Genomic DNA, 14503 nt, shown 5'->3' with positions numbered 1-14503 from the left:
TACAGTGTTTGCATCAGCCGGGCAAGCGCCGCGCTCAGCCCTGCGCGGCCGAGACATAGGCGACATAGGCCAGCAGTAACAGGATGCCCGCGCGGCGATTGACGCCCGCGCGCCACAAGAGCAGCACGCTGAAGGCGACTGACGCAGCCAGTGCGACCGGCAGGTCGAACAGGGCAAAGCGTGCCGCTATGGGGATGGGTGCGATGACGGCGGTGGCGCCCAGGATGCCGAGAATGTTGAAGATGTTCGAACCGACGATATTGCCCACCGCGATTTCGGACTGGCGCCGGAAGGCGGCAATGACCGAGGTCGCGAGCTCGGGCAGCGAGGTGCCGACGGCAACGATGGTCAGGCCGATGAAGGCATCCGACACGCCCAGCCCCTGTGCGACCGAGACCGCGCCATCGACCAGCAACCGCGCGCCGATCATCAGGCCCAGCAGGCCCGCGCCGATCAGCAGCGGAGCGACCACGGGGCGTGAGGGCAGTTCCGGCAGGTCGGTTTCGGTATTGTCGGCGCAAGAGCCGCCGGATTGGCGGTAGGACCAGATCAGGTAGGCAACGAGAGACAGCAGCAGGAACAGGCCCACGACCCGGGTCATCTGGCCGCTCAGCAGAAGCGGCCCCAATGCGACAGTTGCCACCAGCATCGCCGTCAGATCGCGCCACAGACCCGCAGATTTACCATTGATCGGCCAGACCAGGCTGGTGATGCCTCCGATCAACAGGATGTTTGCGATATTCGATCCCAGAATGTTACCCAAAGCGATATCGGGTACGCCACGCAACGCGGCGTCGACCGAGACCAGCAACTCCGGGGTCGAGGTGCCAAATCCCACGACAGTCAGACCGATCAAAAGTGGCGACAGACCAAGGCGGCGGGCCAGACCGACGCTTCCACGCACCAATGCCTCGCCACCCAGAAACAAACCGATCAGCCCGGCGGCGATGTAGAGGTAATCCAATTTCAGATATCCCGGCTAGGTGGTGTCCGACTGCGACTGATACCTGTGCGCAGCATTGCTGCGCTGCAAGATGGGGCAGGAAATATACTGCCCCATGTCGGCGGAGCGGCGCGCAGCGTCAATCAGCTGGCGGATGGCTCGGTTTGCCGTTGTCGACCTTGGGGTCGGGGACCGGATCATAGCCGTCGCTGCCCAGCGGGTGACAGCGCCCGATCCGTCGCGCGGCCAGCCAGCCGCCGCGAATGGCCCCGTGTTTTTCCAGTGCCTCCAGCGCATAGGCCGAGCAGGTGGGCTGATAGCGGCAGTTGAATCCGACCCAGGGTGAAAAGATCAGCCGATAGGCGCGCACGGGCAGTGCCAGAATATGGGCAAGCGGGGTCATGGCGCCAATCTAGGGTGCAGGCCTGTCACTGCCAAGCACGTTGCGACGAAATGCAGTGGGTCAGGGTTTGGGCGCGTGCAGCTTGCGCAGCGCCCGGCGCAGATCGTCCAGCAGCGCGTCGAAGGGGCGCGCGGCGGTGTCTGCGGGGCGCCCGATCAGCACATAGTCCCAGCCGGGGCGACCCATTTCCGGCAGTACCAGCCGCGCGGCCTCGCGCAGGCGGCGTTTGGCGCGATTGCGGGCCACGGCGTTGCCGACCTTCTTGGAACAGGTGAACCCGACACGGATGCCCGGTGCCTCACCCTCGGCGCGCTTGCGGGCCTGGACCATCATCGAGCCCGCGCCCTGACGACGCGCACGCGCGGCCTTCAGGAAATCGCTGCGCTTGCGCAGGACGACTATCCCGTTTGACGTGCAAACGGACACCGCCGGAGGCGTTTCCCCGTGGTTGGCGGTGCCATCCCTGGGGGCCTCCGGCGGTGTCATATCCGTCAGAACGGGTCGCAGCGCTTAGGCGCTGAGTTCCTTGCGGCCACGCGCGCGGCGTGCGTTCAGGATCTTGCGGCCGGCCTTGGTGGCCATGCGCGCGCGGAAGCCATGGCGGCGTTTGCGAACCAGGTTCGAAGGCTGATAGGTGCGTTTCATCGCTCCGTACTCCAATTTCTTGCGGTCGGGCGCGGCGCGGATTCGCCACCCGTGTGTCTGTCGAAGCCCGTCCTCTAATGCCAGAGGCCGGGCAAGTCAAACCCTCTGAGAGGGGTTTTGCGGGCTTTTGCAACAATTTCCCCCCGACCGCCAGCAGAAAGGTTTCAGTTTCCCGGCGCAGGCGGTGTTTTTCTCACGTTTTTATCCCTTTGCGTTCAACCGGGCGTGAATACCCTGTTGTTTGACGGCGCGGGTCTGCATCTTGGGGACAAGATGAAGCCCGACCCCGAAACAAATCCGGATCCGATGCGCCAAACCGCCCAACCCGCGCCGCGCCGCCTGCTGCGCCATTTGCCGTTGATCGCAATCGTTCTGGTCGCGGTGGTCGGGGCCGTCACCCTGCGCGACTATCTCAGTTTCGATACGCTGGCCGCGAATCGGCAGGCGTTGCTGGCCTATCGAGAGGCGCATTATGCCGCGATGGCGGCAATCTTCGTCTGCATCTATGTGCTGATCGTGGCCTTTTCCCTGCCCGGTGCGGCGGTGGCCTCGATGACAGGCGGATTTCTGTTCGGCCTCGCCGTCGGCACCGTGCTGAATGTGCTCGCGGCCACCATCGGGGCGGTTGTGATCTTTCTGGCCGCCCGCGCCGGGCTGGGGGCGATGTTGACCGCGCGGCTCGAGGCCTCTGAGGGCGCGGTAAAACGGCTCAAGGACGGGCTGCGGCGCAACGAGGTCGAGGTGCTGTTCCTGCTGCGGCTGGTACCTGCGGTGCCGTTCTTCGCGGCCAATCTGATCCCGGCGCTGGTGGGGGTAAAGCTGCGCAACTATGTGCTGACCACGGCGCTGGGCATCGTACCCGGCGCGATCGTTTTCACCTGGATCGGGGTGGGGTTGGGTGGCGTGTTCGATCGCGGCGAAACCCCTGACCTTTCGCTGTTCCGGGAACCTTTCGTGATCGGGCCTATCCTGGGCCTTTGCCTGTTGGCGGCGCTGCCCATCGTCATCAAGGCCCTGCGCGGAAAGCCGGAGGAAATGTGATGGAGCGGATCAAGACCGACCTGCTGGTGATCGGCGCGGGGTCCGGCGGTTTGTCGGTGGCGGCGGGTGCCAGCCAGATGGGCGCACGGGTGGTGCTGCTCGAAGGGCATGAAATGGGGGGCGACTGCCTGAACTATGGCTGCGTTCCCTCGAAGGCGCTGATCGCCAGTGCCAAGGCTGCCCATGCCTGTATGAGGGGCGCCGGTCTTGGCGTGGCCAGGCAGGAACCGCAGGTGGATTTTGCGGCGGTCAAGGATCACGTCGCCGCGGTGATCGCACAGATCGCACCGGTCGACAGTCAGGACCGGTTCGAGGGGCTGGGCGTGCGGGTGATCCGCGAATACGGACATTTCGTTTCCAGGACCGAGGTGCAGGCAGGGGCGCACCTGATCGTGGCCCGGCGCATCGTCATCGCCACCGGCTCGACCCCCTTGATCCCGCCGATCCCTGGGTTGGACAGCGTACCCTATCTGACCAACGAAACCCTGTTTGCCCTGCGCGAGCGCCCCGATCATCTGCTGATCATCGGCGGCGGACCGATCGGGCTGGAAATGGCGCAGGCGCATATGCGGCTGGGTTGCAAGGTCACCGTGATCGAGGCCGACCGCGCCCTGGGCCGCGAGGATCCCGAGGCCGCCGCGCTGGTGCTTGATCAGCTGCGCGCCGAAGGCGTCGAGATCGCCGAGGAGACCGCCGCCGCCCAGATCCGCGGCCAGGCCGGTGCCATCGAGGTAGTGAGCGCCGAGGGCCGTATCTTTGCGGGCACCCATCTGCTGGTGGCGGTCGGGCGTAAGGCCAGCACCGACCGGCTGAACCTTGAAGTCGCGGGGGTCGAGACCACGCGCACCGGCATTCGCGTCGATGCGTCGCTGCGTACCAGCAACCGCCGCGTCTATGCCATTGGCGATGTGGCGGGGGGGCTGCAATTCACCCATGTGGCGGGATATCAGGCCGGGGTGATCCTGCGCTCGGCCCTGTTTGGCTTGCCCTCGAAGGCGCGGACCGATCACATTCCGCGCGCAACCTATACCGACCCGGAACTGGCCCAGATCGGCCTGACCGAGGCAGAGGCCCGCAAGGAACATGGTGACAGGGTCGAGGTCGCCCGGTTCGACTATCTTCATAACGACCGCGCCATCGCAGAACGTCGCACCGAGGGGTTCATCAAGGTGATGGTGGTCCGGGGGCGTCCGGTTGGTGTCACCATCGTCGGTCATCAGGCCGGGGAACACGTGAACTTGTGGTCGCTGGTTCTGGCCAATAATCTGAAGATGAGTCAGGTTGCGGCGATGGTGTCTCCGTACCCAACGATTGGCGAGATCAACAAGCGCGCGGCGGGGGCCTATTTCTCGCCGCGCCTGTTCGAAAATCAGACAGTGAAACGGGTGGTCGGGCTGGTGCAGCGCTGGCTTCCCTGACGGGAAAGGACATCATGCTGAACTCGCTTTCGGGCCGGTTTCTGATCCTGACGGTCGCCTTCGTGATGTTGGCCGAAGTGCTGATCTTTGTCCCCTCGATCGCACGGTTCCGTCAGGATTTTCTGCAAAACCGGCTGGAACGGGCGCAGATTGCCTCGCTGGCGCTGCTGGCAGATGATATGCTGGCCACCGATCTTGAGGCCGAGCTGCTGGAAAACGCCGGAGTCTATAACGTGGTGCTGCGTCGCGACGAGGTGCGGCAGCTGATGCTCAGCTCTCCGATCCCCGGCCAGATCGCGCAGAGCTATGACCTGCGGCAGGCCTCGCCCTGGATCCTGATGCGCGATGCGCTGCTGCGCTTCTTCATGTCCGAGAACGAGGTGATCCGGGTGATCGGCGAACCGGTCAAGGAGGCCGGATTGCTGATCGAGGTCACCATGGACAGCCAACCGCTCAGAACGGCGATGATCGACTATGGCGCGCGCATCCTGCTGTTGTCGCTGGTGATCTCGATCATCACCGCCTTTTTCCTGTTCCTTGCGGTTCGTGCCATCCTGGTGCGCCCGATCAGAAGCGTTGTCGACTACATGCAACGCTATGCCCGCGCGCCCGAGGATGTACGCGGCATCATCACCCCTAATTCCGGTGTGACCGAACTGCGCGAGGCCGAGGAAGCCTTGCAGATGCTGCAACGCCAGCTGACCCAGGCACTGCGCCAGCGTGAGCGGCTGGCGCAACTGGGCGGTGCAGTGGCCAAGGTCAGTCACGATCTGCGCAACATCCTGACCTCGGCGCAGCTGTTCACCGATCGGATCGAGACCAGCGAGGACCCGCTGGTGCGCCGGATGGCGCCGAAGCTGGTCAACTCGATCACCCGCGCGGTGTCGCTGTGCGAAAGTACGTTGGCCTTTGGCCGGGCCGAGGAACCCTCGCCGATGCTCACGATGGTCCGCCTGCATGCGGTCGCCGAGGACGTGGTCGCCAGCGAGCGGCTTGCGCTGGGCGAAAGCGCGGTCGAGATCGTCAACGAAATGCCCGAGACGCTGAGCGCGCGGGCCGATCCTGAACAGCTGTTCCGTGTGGTGATGAACCTGGTGCGCAATGCACGTCAGGCGCTGGAAGTCACCGGACAGCCCGGTCTGGTCGCTGTCTCGGGCCACGAGACCGAGGCGGATTGGGTGATCGAGGTGCGCGATACCGGCCCGGGATTGCCTCCAAAGGCGCGTGAGAATCTGTTCACCCCGTTCCAGGGCGGCGTGCGCAAGGGGGGCTCGGGCCTGGGCCTTGCGATTTCCGCCGAACTGGTGCGCGGCCATGGCGGCGCATTGGTTCTGAAAGACAGCGGACCGGGCGGAACCGTCTTTGAAATAAGGCTCCCGAAGGGGGGCGAAACTTTTTGATCGATTTTCGCAGAATCGGGTTGCGCCCCCCCGGACTAGGGTCTAGATAGCCCCTCACCACGCGGACCGATAGCTCAGTTGGATAGAGTACTTGACTACGAATCAAGGGGTCGGGGGTTCGAATCCTCCTCGGTCCGCCATGGTAATCCCTAGTAAATCAAATACTTAAGTGACACTCCTCCTTGGGGCAGGGTTACGCGCCTTCACATTGTGGACAATGGCCGACTAGGTATTCTGCTTATCGTTCAGGTTTGCGTGCCCCGCCTGATTTATGCCAACAGACTGGAATCAATAGGTCTGGAACATCGGTTTCTGGACGTTGTCGCCTTCGTTCCATTGGCCCGGAGCCTTTACCATTCCGACTTGTTCGACAAGTCCGTCGAACCGGCCTAACATCGATGTATGCGCCGTGCCGTGTTTGCCATCTGCCTTGCCTATGCCCTGCTCTATGGCGGGGCTTGGATATCAACCGTCAATGCCTCGCTGGATGCGGCGGGGCGCGGGATGGCGTTGGGGTTTCTGACCGTTGGCATCGGAACCACGGCAATATTCGCGATTCCGGCGCTGATCCTGGCGATTTCGAACCGGGCGCTCAACTGGGCGCTGGGATTGTCACTGGTACCGGCGGTCCTGTTGCTGGTGGTCATGGCGATGGGGGTGGTTTGAGGTCGGTTCAGGCGCGGTAGAACAGGTAGCGTTCGGGCGGGATGCTGTCGGGTGCGGCGATGGCTGTGAACCCGACCAGCGGCTGCCCCGAGATGATCAGGCCGCCCGGTACCATCACACGAGCGATCAGCGGGCTGAGACGGGCAGCTTCGGCCACGTCATCGGCCTTGATCCCCATGCCGAAATCGTAATGGGCCAGAACGATCGGGGCGCCCTCGGCGGTCAGACGCTCCAGCATCGGTTCCGCTTCCCCCATCAGGAAATCGGCCTCGGGCGGGGTGCACGAGGGGTGGCATTGCAGCACCCGGTCCATCACCCGGATGCGCCGGTCGGGCAGGATCTCTCGCAGGTGGTCAAAGGTGCGCCCGTTGCCCAGACCCATGTCAAGCACCTCACCGGGCATGTCGGCAATCTGCTGGGCGGCCCAGTTCAGCCCGTCTCGCTGAGCGGTCAGGCGGCGCAGCATCGAATCCAGTCGGCTCATTGTTGGATCTCCTCGGTGGGCATGGTCCAGGGCTGTGACGGTCCGGCCAAGAGCCGCGTCAGCAGCGCCCGGGTGAATTGCCAGATTTCATCGTCATGCACCAGATGGTGGGTCAGGACGCCGAAGGGTTCGGCTGCGTCGGCGCGTCCTTCGCGCCGGTCGATCAGCAGCGCTGTGGTCTGGGCGATCAGGGATTGCGGCGGCAGAAGACCTCGGCTGTCGCGCCAGTCGATCGGGTCGAGATGGGTGTTGATCTGCGCCAGCCCCGGCGCGGCCATCGGGTTGCGGCGCGGGGTTGCGGTGGACAGCGCGCGAAAGCCCTGTGCGGGCAGGCCGGAGGCGACCTCGGGTGCGATTCGGTTCCAGGGTGGCACGAACATCGGGCGCAGCGCGGCGCCGAACAGCGCCTGCAACCGCACCTTGCCTTGCCGGGCTTCGTCCAGGATCTCGGGCAGCGGGCGGTGGGCGCGAAACTCGGCCTTCTTCTCGGTCGCGGGGGCATGGTTCTGATGCGCCCAGCCGTGCACGACCGGGACCAGATGCGGATGCGCCGCGACATGGCCAGCCAGCGCGGTTTCGGCCCCGGCGGGGATCACCGCCAGATGCACCGGCAGATCCAAATCCTCGGCCAGCGCGGTCAACTGATCCAGCTGTGGTGTCGAGGTCACCGCGTCATCGTCGCGCCACCAGAGCGGCAGGGTCACCCCTTCCGCTGCCCATCGCGCCAGTTCGGCATCGAGTGGGGTCCAGTCCGGGGTCATCGTGCCGCCTCCATCTTCTCGACGATTCGTACCGCCTCGGCCGCGCCATCAAAGTGCAAGGCGGACGTTTCGCGGCGCGGATCGGTCATCACCTGACGCAAGGCCCGGACCAGGGTTTCGGGGGTCAGCTCAGCGCTGGTCACCGTGGCAAAGCCGGGCAGGGCGGTCAGGGCTTGGGCGCGCAGGCCCTGTTCGACCTCCTTGCCCGCGTCAAAGGGGATCAGCACGGCCGGGGTGCCAGCTTGCAGCAGGTCCAGCGCGGTATTGTAGCCGCACATGCTGACCGAGGCCGCGGCATGGCTCAGCATGGCGCGGAAATCGGGGCGCGCGGGTTCTACCGTGATCGGGGCATCGCCAGCTTGCGCTTGCAATGCGGCCACCTCGGCGCCAGCCTGCGTACCCCCCACCAGCAGCCGCCAGCGTTGGTCGGGCATCCGGCGCTCGGCCTCCAGCGCGACCCGGAACAGCGGCCCGCCCACGGCACCACCACCGGCGCTGACCAGTATCTCTCCCGCCCCGGTGCGCTCCGGGTGCGGTGCGGCGGGGGGCGGCGCCACATAGCCGGTGTAACGCAGTTTGCCCGCCAGTGCGGCGCTGACCGGCCAACTGGCCTCCAACCGCGTGACACGAGGGTCGGAATGCACCAGCACCGCGTCATAGGCCTCGGCGATCACCCGATCGGTTGCTTCGGCCTTGGCCGGTTTCGAGGGCGGTGCGAGGATGTCGCGGATCGAACTCAGCACCCGCGGCGGATGCGGCAGCGCCCGCGCGGCAGCCAGCAGCGCGCGGAACTCCTCCTGCAAGCTGCGGCGGCCAAAGGGATAAAGCTCGGTGATCAGCACATCGGGGGCAAAGGCGGTGAGTGCCTCCAGCAGCGCCGCCTGCCGCGTGTGGTGAAAACCTACGTCAGCCTCGGCCCCGGTTTCGGTCAGAAGGCGGGCGAAATCCACCCCGTCGGAGCGGAGTGCGGGCAGTTGCACGAGATCCAGCGCCGCCGGGTCGAGCTGTGGGGCGGGCATACCGCCCGAGACCAGCCGCACCTGATGGCCGGTGGTGGCAAAGGCGCGGCCCAGTGTCAGCGCCCGGCTCAGATGACCGGTGCCCAGCAGATGGGTGACGACGATCATCACCTTCATGCCAGCGCCTCGCGCGGGATCAGGCGCACCGGTTCCCCCAACGGCGCCAGCGGGTCGAGCGAGACGACAAAGAGCCGGTTGCGTTTGACCTTGAAGGGCGGGATGCCGTCGAAATCCCAGCCATGGGCGCGGGCCAGAATGACCCGCATGATGCCGATATGGCAGACCGCGACATTGTCGCCGGTCAACCCGGCCAGCCAGGGTTCGATCCGGGTCCACAGCTCTGCCGGGCTTTCGCCTGCGGGCGGGCGGAAATCCCAGCCCCAGTCCTCGATATGCCGATAGCCGCTGCCGGGCGTGTCCAGCAGGTCTTGCCCGCGCTGCCCCTCCCAGTCGCCCCAATTCATCTCGGTCAGCGCAGGCGCGGTGCGGGGTGCGTGACCGGCCACCAGCTCGGCGGTTTCCACCGCCCGCGCCAGCGGGCTGGACCAGAGCGTCGCGCGATCCCAGGGCGCGGGCAGGGTCAGCGCGCCCAGATCGTGCCGCGCGGCGTCATCCAGCGGGATGTCGCTGCGGCCCTGGATGCGACCGGCGCGGTTCCAGTCGGTGTGACCATGGCGCAAAAGGGCGAGGCGTCTCATCGGGCGGTCTCCATCAGCGGTGTCACCGCGTTCCAGAACACCCGCGCTGCCGCGGCGGGCAGATGCCGGGTGGCAATACGGTCGCGGGCCTGCGCACCGATCCGCTGGCGGAGGGCGGGATCGGCGCGCAGGTGGTCGATCATCCTGGCCATTGCCTCGGGGCCAGCCTCGGGCGCAGGATAGGCGGGGCCGGGCAGCAGCACGTCGCGCACGCCGGGCCTGTCCTGCGCCACCACCGGAAGGCCGGCGGCCTGCGCCTCGAGATAGACCATGCCAAAGGCCTCGTTCACGCCGGGCCAGAAGAACAGCGAGGAGCGGCCATAGGCGGCCTGCAATCCGGCCCGGTCAAGCTGGCCCAGAAACCGCACCCGCGCGCCAAAGGGCGCCATCAGCGCCGCGACCTCGGCCCGGGCGGGGCCATCGCCCGCGATATCGAGCTGCCAGTCGCCGCCCAAGTGCGCCAGCGTTTCGGCGATCACCCGGTACGAGGCAAGCTTGTCGCCGGGCCGCATCATACCCGCGCTCAGCATCGGGCCGGTGCACGCCGCGCGTGGCGGCAGGGTGTCATCGGGCAGAAAGGGTGGCAGTTCGACCAGCGCCTGAGTGCCGAAGCGTTCCCGCTCCAGCGTGATCAGGTCATTGGCGGTAAGGTAGAAGATCACCCGCGCCGCATCGCAGGCATCATGCGCCGCCTGCGCAAACCCGGCCCAGGGGCCGGTCAGGCGGCTGGTGGCGCGGGTGCTTTCGATCTGCACATAGGGGATGGCGCGAGCGGCACAGACCGCCGGGCCGATCAGGTCCGGCGCCTTGTAATAGTTGTGATAGGTCACCCACAGGGCGCAATCGTCGGGCAGGTCGCGGATCAGCCGCTGAACCTCTGCCGTCGCACCCGCGCGCAATCGGGTCTGCGCCCCGGCATCGCCCTGCTTGTCGAGGCTCTTGAACTCCGAGACCAGATCGACCGGCAGGCCGCGCCCGGCGATCATCGCCCGCAGACTGCGCGCCAGTTCGCGATCGCCCGAGGGCACCGGGCTGTCGGGCGATTTCATCGGCGCGTAAAAGGCGATGCGGGCCATTTTCAGCCCCCGGCGCAGAGGGCAGTCAGCCGGTCGGACAGATGGGCGATGCCCGGGGCCATGGTGAAGTCGGACAGCAGGCGCAGGCGCGCGGCTGCGGCCATGCGGGCGGCGCGGTCAGGGTCGGCGGCCAGTATGGTTATGGCGCGGGCCAGCGCCTCGGGCGCGTCGTCCGACAGGGTGCCATGGGTGCCGTCGGTGATGAATTCGGGGATTGCAGAGACCGGGGTAGACAGGATCGGCAGCAATTGCGAGGCCGCCTCCATCAGTACATTGGGCAGGCCGTCGCGGTCGCCATCGGCGGCGATCCGGCTGGGCAGCACAAACAGGTCGGCGGCGCGCATGGCGGCGATTACCTCGGGCTGGTCGCAGGCGCCGCGCCAGGTGATGTGCTGGGCGATCCCCAGCGCCTCGGCCTGAGCCGCCAGGGCGTCACGGTCGCCGCCGCCGCCGATATGGGTCCAGTGCCAGTCCAGATCGGGCGGCAACAGGCGAAAGGCGGCGATCAGGCGGTCAAAGCCCTTCTTTTCCACCAGCCGCCCGACCGACAACATGGCCAGCGGCGCACGCGCCGCGCGCGGGCTGCGCGCGGGCGGATCGGGAAAGCGGGACAGATCAAGCCCGTGATAGACCAGATCGATCCGCCCCGGATCATCGGCCAGCCCGCGCAGATGCGCGGCACCGACGCCCGTGCAGGTGGCGCCAAAGGCAGCGCCATGGCTGGCGGCGTCCAACTTTTCGGCCTTTTCCCAGTCGGGCGAGGTCCAGATATCCTTGGCATGGGCCGAAAAGCTCCACGGCAGGCCGCGCATGATCGCGGCATAACGCGCGACCGAGGCGGGCGTATGCAGGAAATGCGCATAAAGCCCTTGGGTCGAGGCGGGCAGTTCGGCCGCCATCACGCAGGCCTGTCCGAAGCGGCGGATGCGGTTCTTTGTGCGGTCCCGGGCCAGATCGGCGCGCCAGACCCGATAGGCCTCGGCGTAGCCGGGCAGGGCCTGCGCCACAGCGCGCGCGTGCCAGACCCGTTCCGGTTCCTGCCACAGGTATTCCGGCAGATAGTGCACCCGCGCGCGCAGCCGTTCGTGCAGCGGGTGGCGTTTCACATCCGTCGGATGGCGCAGCGACCAGATGTCGAAATCGTGGCCCGCCTCTTCCAGCGCCACCAGTTCCTGCGCGATGAAGGTTTCGGACAGGCGCGGCCAGCCCTTGACCACCACGGCCAGTTTCGGTGTGTCTGAGGTCATTCCGCCGCCTGGTGGCTGGTCTTGCTCAGCAATGCGCGGACCCGGCGGGTGACATGATCAAGCCCGTCCAGCAACCCCTCGCCGATGGCCTGGCTGGGCAGCGGTTGGTTGGGCAGGTTGCGGATGGCGTTGATCATCGTTTCGGGGGTCAGGCCGTCGCGGCTTTCCTCGAGCATCCGCACCAAGCCCAGTTCCTCGGCCCGGCTTGCGCGGATCCACTGTTCCAGACGCGGTACGGTACGCGGCACGATCACCGCGCGCTGGTCAAACGACAGTACCTCGCAGAACGTGTTGTAGCCGCCCATGCAGACCACACCGGCGGCGCCGGCAAAGAGTGTCTCGATCTCGCTTTCGAAACCGACCGCCGTCACCCGCCCGTTCAGCGCGGCCACACGCCGCTCGAATTCCGCTCGGGTGTCGCCCGACAGGAAGGGGCCATAGACCAGAACCGCGCGGGGCGACAGGGTGGGGTCCTGTTCATAGGCTGACAGGACCAGGCTGACCATCGCCTCGCCATCGCCGCCGCCGCCGGGGGTGATCAGCACATAGGGTTGGTGCGGCGGGGTGCCCACCGGCCCCAGATCGCGGCGCAGATAGCCGGTCCAGTGCATGCGCGCCTGGGCCTCGGGGCTGAGGGGCAGGCCCGCGGTCGGGTCATAGACCGAGCGCAGCCCGTAAACCCAGATCTCGTCATAGAACCGTTCCGTTGCCGCCACCGCGCCCTTGCGGGCCCATTCGGCGGCCAGCACCTCAGGCTCGTCCAGCACGTCGCGCAACCCCAGCACCAGCCGGGCGCGCCCGCGCCGTTGCAGGCAGTCGAGCGTCGGCAGCAGTTCGCCGCGAAAACCGGTCGGTTCCTTGTCGACAATCAGGATATCGGGGTCATAGCGCTCGGCCGCACCACGGATCAGGCCGCTGCGCAGGTCAGTCACCTCGTCGATGCCCATCCCCATGGTCTGCGAGGCATAGGAGCCATCGGCGCGCTTGGTGACGCCGGGCAGGCGCACATGGTCTACCCGGCGCGGAAAGGTGAAACGCCCTGCCACCGGAGACCCGGTCAGGATCAGCGCCGAGGCTGATGGGTCAGCCTGAGTGATTGCCGCTGCCAGCGCGCGGCTGCGCCGAAGATGTCCCAGCCCGAACGTATCGTGGCTGTACAGCATTACCCGCGCTGCGCGGCTGGTTTCGACTGTCCTGCTCTCGCCCTGCATCGCTGCCGTCTATAGCCTTAGATCCGCGTCGGATTTGGAGAAAATGCCCTTGATATCATAGAGGACTGCACCCGGCAGGCCAAAGGTCCGAATGGACGCAGCCCCCAACTCGACAAACTGCCGATGCGCCACCGCAACAACAATCGCGTCATAGACACCCGTCGGCGGTTCCGAAACCGGAGTGACACCATATTCACGGGTCATCGCCTCGGGGTCAACCCAGGGATCGTAGATCTCGGTCGCAACAGAAAACTCAGCCAGTTCCGACAGGATGTCGGCCACCCGCGTGTTGCGGATGTCGGCGCAGTTCTCCTTGAAGGTAAAGCCCATCACCAGCACCCGCGCCCGGCCCGGGTCGATGCGGCGGGCGATCAGTGCCTTGATCAGCTGCTGCGCCACATGGCGGCCCATGTTGTCGTTGATACGTCGTCCCGCCAGGATCACCTCGGGGTGATAGCCGCTCTGCTCGGCCCGATAGGTCAGGTAATAGGGGTCGACCCCGATACAGTGACCGCCCACCAGACCGGGCTTGAAAGGCAGGAAGTTCCATTTGGTCCCGGCGGCCTCCAGCACTTCGAGCGTGTCGAGGCCCAACCGCGAGAAGATCAGCGAGAATTCGTTGACCAGGGCGATGTTCAGGTCGCGCTGGGTATTCTCGATCACCTTGGCCGCCTCGGCGGTGCGGATCGAGCTGGCTCGGTGCACACCGGCCTTTACCACCGGGGTATAGATGGCGGCGACGCGGTCCAGCGTCTCGGCATCCTGGGCCGAAACGATCTTGACCACATTCTCCATCGAGTGTTCGGCATCGCCGGGGTTCACCCGCTCGGGCGAATAGGCCAGCTTGATCTGGGAATAGAGTTCCAGCCCGCTGCCCTCGGCCAGAGCCGGGCCACAGATCTCTTCGGTCACGCCGGGATAGACCGTGCTTTCCACGATCACCATGTCACCCGGTGCCAGATGCGGCGCAATCATCCGGCAGGCGCCCTTGAGCGGTTCCAGATCGGGGGTCTTGGCGTCGTTGATCGGGGTGGGCACACCGATGATGTAGACGGTGCAGGCTGCCAGATCGGCCGGATCGCAGGAAAACCGCGCCCGCGTCTCGCGCAACGAGCGTTCCGAAACCTCGCCGTTGCGGTCATGGCCACGGCCCAGCGCGCTGATATGCCCGGCATCGGTATCAAAGCCCAGCGTCTGGAAACCGGCCCGCGCCAGACCCAGCGTCAGCGGCAGGCCGACATAGCCCAGCCCAAGCACGGCGATCCGGTCCTGATCCGTTTGGCGCGACATGGCTTGCGTTCCCGATCTTGCGTGTTTCGTCGTGCGACCGGGCAGAACAACCCTTTGCCGCCATCCGGTATCCTGGCCCGCAGGCAGCACCGTACTAGTCAAATCCCGCCGCCTTGGAAACACGATTCTGCGGTGCCGCCGGGGCAGTCGCCTCGCGTCGGACCACACTTGCCATTTGAATGCACTTCGTTGCTTCGATAC

The 14503-nt window shown here is 66.2% G+C and carries 16 protein-coding genes and 1 tRNA gene; 5 read left to right on the top strand and 12 right to left on the bottom strand.

What is annotated here, in order from left to right; translation table 11 throughout:
- Positions 1 to 34: 34 nt before the first annotated feature.
- From AC2FLM_RS10285 to rpmH, 4 genes are all read right to left on the bottom strand, one after another.
- On the bottom strand, positions 35 to 964 hold the full coding sequence (locus tag AC2FLM_RS10285) for a calcium/sodium antiporter (protein WP_496857712.1): 930 nt from the start codon (positions 962 to 964) through the stop codon (positions 35 to 37).
- A gap of 118 nt (positions 965 to 1082) precedes the next feature.
- Positions 1083 to 1346: a membrane protein insertion efficiency factor YidD gene (gene yidD / locus AC2FLM_RS10280; RefSeq protein WP_234178061.1), complete on the bottom strand. Its 264-nt coding sequence runs from the start codon at positions 1344 to 1346 to the stop codon at positions 1083 to 1085.
- Between the two features lie 60 nt (positions 1347 to 1406).
- The gene (gene rnpA / locus AC2FLM_RS10275) at positions 1407 to 1832 is read right to left on the bottom strand and encodes a ribonuclease P protein component (protein WP_496857709.1); all 426 of its coding nucleotides are present in this window, start codon (positions 1830 to 1832) and stop codon (positions 1407 to 1409) included.
- A gap of 24 nt (positions 1833 to 1856) precedes the next feature.
- Positions 1857 to 1991, bottom strand: coding sequence for a 50S ribosomal protein L34 (rpmH, locus tag AC2FLM_RS10270; protein WP_008554144.1), 135 nt, complete (start codon positions 1989 to 1991; stop codon positions 1857 to 1859).
- 306 nt (positions 1992 to 2297) lie between these two features.
- On the opposite strand from rpmH, the gene AC2FLM_RS10265 reads away from it, so the two are divergent.
- From AC2FLM_RS10265 to AC2FLM_RS10245, 5 genes are all read left to right on the top strand, one after another.
- On the top strand, positions 2298 to 3032 hold the full coding sequence (locus AC2FLM_RS10265; RefSeq protein ID WP_234219794.1) for a TVP38/TMEM64 family protein: 735 nt from the start codon (positions 2298 to 2300) through the stop codon (positions 3030 to 3032).
- A complete protein-coding gene (locus tag AC2FLM_RS10260; RefSeq protein ID WP_496857707.1) occupies positions 3032 to 4450 on the top strand; it encodes a dihydrolipoyl dehydrogenase family protein in 1419 nt (472 codons plus the stop codon). The genes AC2FLM_RS10265 and AC2FLM_RS10260 overlap by 1 nt, the downstream gene beginning before the upstream one ends.
- Before the next feature lie 14 nt (positions 4451 to 4464).
- Complete coding sequence (locus tag AC2FLM_RS10255; protein ID WP_496857705.1) at positions 4465 to 5850, top strand: sensor histidine kinase; 1386 nt, start codon at positions 4465 to 4467, stop codon at positions 5848 to 5850.
- 63 nt (positions 5851 to 5913) lie between these two features.
- A tRNA-Arg gene (locus AC2FLM_RS10250) sits at positions 5914 to 5990 on the top strand.
- Positions 5991 to 6252: 262 nt separating this feature from the next.
- Positions 6253 to 6516, top strand: coding sequence for a hypothetical protein (locus tag AC2FLM_RS10245; RefSeq protein WP_234221714.1), 264 nt, complete (start codon positions 6253 to 6255; stop codon positions 6514 to 6516).
- A gap of 7 nt (positions 6517 to 6523) precedes the next feature.
- Here the strand turns inward: AC2FLM_RS10245 and AC2FLM_RS10240 are convergent, their stop codons facing one another.
- From AC2FLM_RS10240 to AC2FLM_RS10205, 8 genes are read right to left on the bottom strand one after another with little or no spacing between them, the layout of a single operon-like run.
- A complete protein-coding gene (locus tag AC2FLM_RS10240; protein ID WP_496857703.1) occupies positions 6524 to 7000 on the bottom strand; it encodes a class I SAM-dependent methyltransferase in 477 nt (158 codons plus the stop codon).
- Positions 6997 to 7761, bottom strand: a complete 765-nt coding sequence (locus AC2FLM_RS10235; protein WP_496857701.1) for a polysaccharide deacetylase family protein — start codon at positions 7759 to 7761, stop codon at positions 6997 to 6999. The genes AC2FLM_RS10240 and AC2FLM_RS10235 overlap by 4 nt, the downstream gene beginning before the upstream one ends.
- Entirely contained in the window at positions 7758 to 8897 is a 1140-nt protein-coding gene (locus tag AC2FLM_RS10230) for a glycosyltransferase family protein (RefSeq protein ID WP_496857699.1), read from the bottom strand. Before AC2FLM_RS10230 ends, AC2FLM_RS10235 begins: the two co-directional genes overlap by 4 nt.
- A complete protein-coding gene (locus tag AC2FLM_RS10225) occupies positions 8894 to 9478 on the bottom strand; it encodes a histidine phosphatase family protein (RefSeq protein ID WP_496857697.1) in 585 nt (194 codons plus the stop codon). Before AC2FLM_RS10225 ends, AC2FLM_RS10230 begins: the two co-directional genes overlap by 4 nt.
- A complete protein-coding gene (locus tag AC2FLM_RS10220; protein WP_496857695.1) occupies positions 9475 to 10554 on the bottom strand; it encodes a glycosyltransferase family 4 protein in 1080 nt (359 codons plus the stop codon). The genes AC2FLM_RS10225 and AC2FLM_RS10220 overlap by 4 nt, the downstream gene beginning before the upstream one ends.
- Before the next feature lie 2 nt (positions 10555 to 10556).
- On the bottom strand, positions 10557 to 11801 hold the full coding sequence (locus AC2FLM_RS10215; protein WP_496857693.1) for a glycosyltransferase family 4 protein: 1245 nt from the start codon (positions 11799 to 11801) through the stop codon (positions 10557 to 10559).
- Entirely contained in the window at positions 11798 to 13012 is a 1215-nt protein-coding gene (locus tag AC2FLM_RS10210; protein ID WP_496857691.1) for a glycosyltransferase family protein, read from the bottom strand. Before AC2FLM_RS10210 ends, AC2FLM_RS10215 begins: the two co-directional genes overlap by 4 nt.
- A gap of 9 nt (positions 13013 to 13021) precedes the next feature.
- Complete coding sequence (locus tag AC2FLM_RS10205) at positions 13022 to 14302, bottom strand: nucleotide sugar dehydrogenase (RefSeq protein WP_234142790.1); 1281 nt, start codon at positions 14300 to 14302, stop codon at positions 13022 to 13024.
- Positions 14303 to 14503: the final 201 nt, after the last annotated feature.

This window comes from Ruegeria sp. SAZD011, assembly GCF_059612545.1.
This window is presented reverse-complemented; position numbering and strand designations above follow the sequence as displayed.